Origin of the sequence: Kitasatospora sp. NPDC048545, from assembly GCF_040651155.1 — a bacterium.
Classification (GTDB): domain Bacteria; phylum Actinomycetota; class Actinomycetes; order Streptomycetales; family Streptomycetaceae; genus Kitasatospora.
Genome location: NZ_JBEZIQ010000124.1, coordinates 1 through 6650 on the forward strand (window position 1 = coordinate 1; position 6650 = coordinate 6650).

The following is a 6650-nucleotide window of genomic DNA, read 5'->3' on the forward strand; positions in this document are numbered from 1 at the left end:
CCGTGTCCAGCAGGCCGAACCGGCCCGGGTTCTCCGCCTGCGCGGACCGCACCAGACCCCACACCGGAGCCTGCGCCAGATCCACCGGCTCACCCTCACCCACCGCCACCGCACCCCGCGTCACCACCACCAGCCGCGACACCGCGAACCGCTCCTCCGCCAGCCACACCTGGAGGACCGCCAGCACGGCGTGGACGCTCACGCGGACACCGCTCGGGACGTCGGGGCTCACGAAGTCGCCGCAGTCCAGGACGACCACGTCGGGCGTCGGCTCCTCGGAGTTCGACACGTCCTCCCACCGAGCCCAGGAGCTCTCTGCGGCAGGCCCGTTCGACAGCTCCGCCCACTCGATCCCGTAGAGCGGGCCCGCCGAACCCAGTTGCTCCGCCGACACCGCCCTGCTCACCATCGCGCCCACGGACAGCACCGGCCCGCCCGCCGGGTCGGCGAGGTCGAGCCGCAGCCCGCCGCCGTCGAGCCGCACGATCCGCACCCGCACCTCCGAGGCGCCGACGGCGGACAGGGACACTCCGGTCCAGGCGAACGGGATCATCGTCCCCCGCTCGCCGCCGGCCAGGATCGCGGCGTGCATGGCCGCATCGAGCAACGCCGGGTGCAGACCGAAACCGTCCGACTCGACGCCCTCGGGCAGCGCGACCTCGGCGAACAGCTCGTCGCCGCGCCGCCAGGCGGCACGCAGGCCCCGGAACACCGGACCGTAGCCGAACCCGGCCTCTGCCATCCGCTCGTACGCACCCTCCACCGGCAGCGGCTCGGCGTCGACCGGCGGCCAGACCTCGAAGGCCTCGGCCTCGACGGTTCCGCCGACGGCCAGCGAACCGGCCGCGTGCCGCACCCACCCGGCGTCCGGGTCCCCGTCCGGCCGCGAATGGATGGTCACCGCACGCCGGTCCGAGGCGTCCGGGCCACCGACCCGCACGTGCAGCTGGACGGCGCCCCGCTCCGGAAGCACCAGCGGTGCGGCGAGGGTCAGTTCCTCCACCGACTCACAGCCCACCTCGGCGGCGGCCCGCAGGGCGAGTTCGACCAGCGCCGCGCCCGGCACCAGGACGGTGTCCAGGACCTGGTGATCAGCCAGCCACGGGTGGGACTCCAGCGACACCCGGCCGGTGAGGAGGAACCCGTCCGTGTGGGACAGGTCGACGGCGGCACCGAGCAGCGGGTGCGCGAAGGCGCCCACGCCGACCGCGCCCAGATCGCCGAGCGGGATCGTCGCGTCGAGCCAGAAGCGGCGGCGCTGGAACGCGTAGGTGGGCAGTTCCACCGTCCGGGCGCCGCTGCCGGCGAAGAAGACGGACCAGTCCACCTCGGCTCCGGCCGTGTGCAGCCGGCCGAGCGCGCGGATCAGGCTCGCCTCCTCGTCCCGGTCCGCGTGCAGGGCGGGCACGACGCACGTGCCGGCGGCGACCGGGTCGTCGAGGATGCCCTGCACGAGGTTGGAAAGGACGGCGTCGGGGCCGAGTTCGAGGTAGCGGCGGCCGCCGGCCTCGTGGAGGGTGCGGATGCCGTCGGCGAAGCGGACGGCCTCGCGGACGTGGCGCACCCAGTAGTCGGGCCCCTGGAGGCCGTCGACCAGTGCACCGGTCAGGTTGGAGACCAGCGGGATCGACGGCGCGTGGTACGTCAGCCCGTCGAGGACCGTACGGAAGTCCTCCAGCATCGGATCCATCAGCGGCGAATGGAACGCGTGCGAGACCCGCAGGCGGGTCATCCGGCGATCGGCGAAATACTCGCCGATCGCTTCGACGGCCTCCTCCGTGCCGGAGACGACGACAGAAGTCGGGCCGTTGACGGCCGCGATCGACACGAAGTCGCCAAGCAGTGGCAGGACTTCGCCCTCCGTCGCCTGTACGGCCAGCATCGCGCCACCGGCCGGCAGCGCCTGCATAAGGCGGCCACGGGCGGCGACCAGGGCGCAGGCGTCCGACAGCGAGAACACCCCGGCCACATGCGCAGCCGCGACCTCACCGATCGAATGCCCGGCCACGAACTCCGGCCGCACACCCAGGGATTCCACCAGCCGGAACAGCGCCACCTCGACCGCGAACAACCCCGCCTGGGCGAACTCCGTCCGGTTCAGCAACTCCTCGTCCGTACCCCAGACGACGCTGCGCAGGGGACGATCGAAGTGCTCGTCCAGCCCCGCACAAACGGCGTCGAACGCCTCCGCGAACACCGGGAAGCGGGCGTACAACTCCCGTCCCATTCCCAGCCGTTGCGACCCCTGCCCGGCGAACAGGAACGCCGTCGCCCCACCCGCGCGGGCGGACGAGATGGCCGCGCCCGGAGCGAGTTCACCCCGGCTCAGCGCGTCCAGCCCGGCCAGCAGCTCCTCCCGGTCCGCGCCGAGCAGCACCGCGCGGTGCTCCAGCGCCGGACGCGTCGCGACGAGCGAGTGGGCGACGTCCAGTGCGTCGAGCTCCGGCCGCGCGCCGACGAAGGTCGCGAGCCGCTCGGCCTGCACTCGCAGGGCCTCCGGCGTCGCCGCGGCGAGCAGCCACGGCAGCGTGCCCGACTCCAGCCCACCAGTAGCAGGTTCGGCCACGGGCTGGGGTCCCTGCTCCACGATCACGTGCGCATTGGTCCCGCTGATCCCGAAGGCGGACACGCCCGCCCGGCGCGGTCGGCCGGTCGCCGGCCAGTCCCGTGCCTCGGCCAGCAGCTCGACCGCGCCCTCCGACCACTCGACGTGTGGCGAGGGTCGGTCGATGTGCAGCGACTTCGGCAGCACGCCGTGCTGCATCGCCAGCACCATCTTGATCACGCCGGCCACACCGGCCGCCGCCTGCGCGTGCCCGATATTCGACTTGATCGAGCCGAGGAGCAGCGGCAGTTCACGGTCCTGCCCGTAGGTGGCGAGGAGCGCCTGGGCCTCGATCGGGTCGCCCAGCGTCGTCCCCGTGCCGTGAGCCTCGACGGCGTCCACGTCCGACGCGGACAGCCCGGCGCTCGCCAGCGCCTGGCGGATCACCCGCTGCTGCGACGGACCGTTCGGCGCCGAGAAGCCGTTGCTCGCACCGTCCTGGTTGACGGCGGTGCCGCGGATCACCGCGAGCACCCGGTGCCCGTTCCGCTCCGCATCGGACAGCCGCTCGACGAGCAGCACCCCGACGCCCTCCGACCAGCCGACGCCGTCCGCCGAACCCGCGAACGCCTTGCAGCGGCCGTCCGCGGACAGCCCCCGCTGCCGCGAGAACTCGATGAACATGCCCGGCGTCGACATCACCGTCGCGCCGCCCGCGAGGGCCAGCGAGCACTCGCCGCTGCGCAGCGCCTGGACCGCCAGGTGCAGGGCGACGAGCGAGGAGGAGCAGGCCGTGTCGACGGTCACCGCCGGGCCCTCCAGGCCCAGCGTGTAGGACACCCGGCCGGAGACAACACTGCCGCCGCTGGTGCCCGAGGGGTTCGTGTTGAGCGCGTAGTCGTGGTACATCACGCCCGCGAAGACGCCCGTCCGGCTGCCTCGCAGCGACAGTGGGTCGATGCCGGCCCGCTCCAGCGCCTCCCACGAGGTCTCCAGCAGGAGCCGCTGCTGCGGGTCCATGTAGAGGGCCTCGCGCGGGGAGATCCCGAAGAATCCGGGGTCGAAGTCACCGGCGTCGTGCAGGAAGCTGCCGTGACGGGTGTAGCTGTGGCCCTCCTTGCCGGGCTCGGGGGCGTAGAGGTGCTCGATGTCCCAGCCGCGGTCGGTCGGCAGTCCGGTGACGGTGTCGACACCGTCGACCAGCAGCCGCCACAGCTCCTCGGGCGTGGCCGCGCCGCCGGGGTAGCGGCAGGCCATGCCGACGATCGCGATCGGCTCGTCGGAGGTGTGCGGGCGGGCGTCGGTGCCGGTCGTCGGCGTCGCCTCCGTACCCGCGCCGGCCAAGTCGAGGAGGTGCTCCGCGACGGCCCGGGCGTTGGGGAAGTCGAAGGCGAGCGTGGCGGGCAGGCGCAGGCCCGTGCGCTTGTTGAGGCGGTTGCGCAGGTCGGTCGCGGCCAGGGAGTCGAAGCCGAGCTCCTGGAACGCGCGCTCGGGCGCGATCGCCTCCGCGGACGCGTGGCCGAGCACGGCGGCGACCTCCGTCCGCACGAGCTCCAGCGCCAGGCGCCGGCCCTCGCTCTCCCCCAGCCCGGCGAGGCGCTCGGCCAGGCCGCTCTCGGCCGCCCGGCCGCTCGCGGGCAGCTCGGCACGCCTGCGCGGTGTGGCGAGGGCGCGCAGGAGCGCGGGGACCTCGTCCGTGCGGGCGCGCAGGGCCGCGGCGTCGACCCGGATCGGGACGACGGCCGCGCGCTCGCTGCGCAGGGCGGTGGCGAAGAGTGCGAGGCCGGTCGCGTGGTCGAGGACGGGAACGCCCTGGGTGGCCATCCGCGTCCGGTCGACGTCCGCGAGGTCACGGCCGAGGCCGGCGCCGACGTCCCACATGCCGTAGGCCATCGAGGTCGCGGGCAGCCCGGCGGCACGGCGGTGCGCGGCGAGGCCGTCGAGGAAGACGTTCGCGGCCGCGTAGTTGCCCTGGCCCGCGGTCAGAACCAGACCACCCGCGGAGGAGAACATCACGAAAGCGGTCAGATCCAGGTGACTCGTCAGCTCGTGCAGATACCACGCACCGTCGGCCTTCGGCGCCAGGACCGTGTCCATGCGCTCGGGCGTGAGCGCACCGACCAGACCGTTGTCACCGACACCGGCCGCGTGGACCACGGCGGACAGCTCAGGGAGCGTGTCGATCAGAGCGGCCACAGCCTCGCGGTCCGCCATGTCACAGGCACGAACGTCGACGGCCACGCCGAGCGCGGACAACTCCGCAACCAGCTCCGCCGCACCCGGCGCCTCCGGACCACGACGGCTCGTCAGCACCAGACTGCGAACCCCGCACTCCACCACCAGGTAGCGCGCCACGACGGCACCCAGGCCCCCCGTGCCGCCGGTGATCAGCACCGTGTCGTCCGCGCCGACCGGCATCGCACCCTCCGGCTGCGGGAGCCGGCAAAGCCGCGGCACGTGGACGACTCCACCGCGCACGGCCGACTCCGGCTCGGCGGTGATCAGCACCTCTCCGTCCGTGTCCAGCAGGCCGAACCGGCCCGGGTTCTCCGCCTGCGCGGACCGCACCAGACCCCACACCGGAGCCTGCGCCAGATCCACCGGCTCACCCGCACCCACCGCCACCGCACCCCGCGTCACCACCACCAGCCGCGACACCGCGAACCGCTCCTCCGCCAGCCACACCTGGAGGACCGCCAGCACGGCGTGGACATTCACGCGGACACCGCTCGGGACATCCTCGGAGCTCGCGAAGGCGCCGCAGTCCAGGACGACGGTCTCAGGGGCCGGGCCCTCGGCGGGCAGGGCGTCCCAGTCCGTCCACTCCGTGTCCGTGTCCGGGGCGGCCGGCAGCGCCGCCCACTCCACCGCGTAGACCGGGTCGACCGATCCCAGCTGCTCCGCCGAAACGGCCCGGCCCGTCACGGAGGCCACCGTCAGCACGGGGCCGCCCGCCGGGTCGGCGAGGTCGAGCCGCAGCCCGCCACCGTCGAGCCGCACGATCCGCACCCGCACCTCCGAGGCGCCGACGGCGCGCAGCGCGGCACCCGTCCACGCGAACGGGACCACGGTGTCGTCGCTCCCGGCGTCCACGATGGCGACGTGCATGGCCGCGTCGAGGAGGGCAGGGTGCACACCAAAACCGTCCGCCTCGACCTCCTCGGGGAGTTCGACCTCCGCGAACAGCTCGTCGCCGCGCCGCCAGGCGGCACGCAGGCCCCGGAAGGCGTGGCCGTAGCCGAACCCGGCCTCCGCCATCCGCTCGTACGCACCCTCCACCGGCAGCGGCTCGGCGTCGACCGGCGGCCAGACATCGAAGGCCTCGGCCTCGACGGCTCCGCCGACGGCCAGCGAACCGGCCGCGTGCCGCACCCACCCGGCGTCCGGGTCCCCGTCCGGCCGGGAGTGGACGGTGAGCTCCCGGCCGCCGGTGGCGTCCGGTGTCCCGACGCGGAGCTGGAGCTGGAGTGCACCGTGCTCGGGCAGCACCAGGGGTGCCGCCAGCGTCAACTCCTCCACCAGGCCGCAGCCCACCTCGGCCGCGGCCCGCAGCGCCAGTTCGAGCAGGCCCGCGCCGGGGACCAGGACCGCGCCTCGGACGATGTGGTCGGCCAGCCACGGGAACGCCGCCGTCGACAGGGATCCGGTGAGCACCAGCCCGTCCTCGTCGGCCAGTTCAACGGCGGCGCCCAGCATGGGGTGCGTGGTGGAGCCGAGGCCGGCGGAGCGGACGTCGCCGCCACGGGCGGCGAGGGGCGCGGGCCAGAAGCGGCGGCGCTGGAAGGCGTAGGTCGGCAGGTCGACGTGCCGGGCACCGGTGGCGGCGAACAGCACGGCCCAGTCCACGGTGGCACCGCGGACGTGGAGACGGGCGAGCGCATCGACGAGGGTGTACTCTTCGGCCCGGTCGCGGCGGAGCGCCGGGATCGCTTCGGCTTCGCCGTCGGGCAGCGCAGTCGCGGTGAGGGCGGTGAGCACGGCGTCGGGGCCGAGTTCGAGGAAGCGGCGGCCGCCGGCGGCGTGGAGGGTGCGGATGCCGTCGGCGAAGCGGACGGCCTCGCGGACGTGGCGCACCCAGTAGTCGGGCGACGTCAGGCCCTCCGCC

At 74.3% G+C, this 6650-nt stretch carries 1 protein-coding gene; it reads right to left on the reverse strand.

The window, feature by feature from the left end; translation table 11 throughout:
* Nucleotides 1-6650 (reverse strand): SDR family NAD(P)-dependent oxidoreductase (locus AB0D10_RS45610; RefSeq protein WP_360268820.1); only part of this gene is annotated, 6650 nt, incomplete at both ends.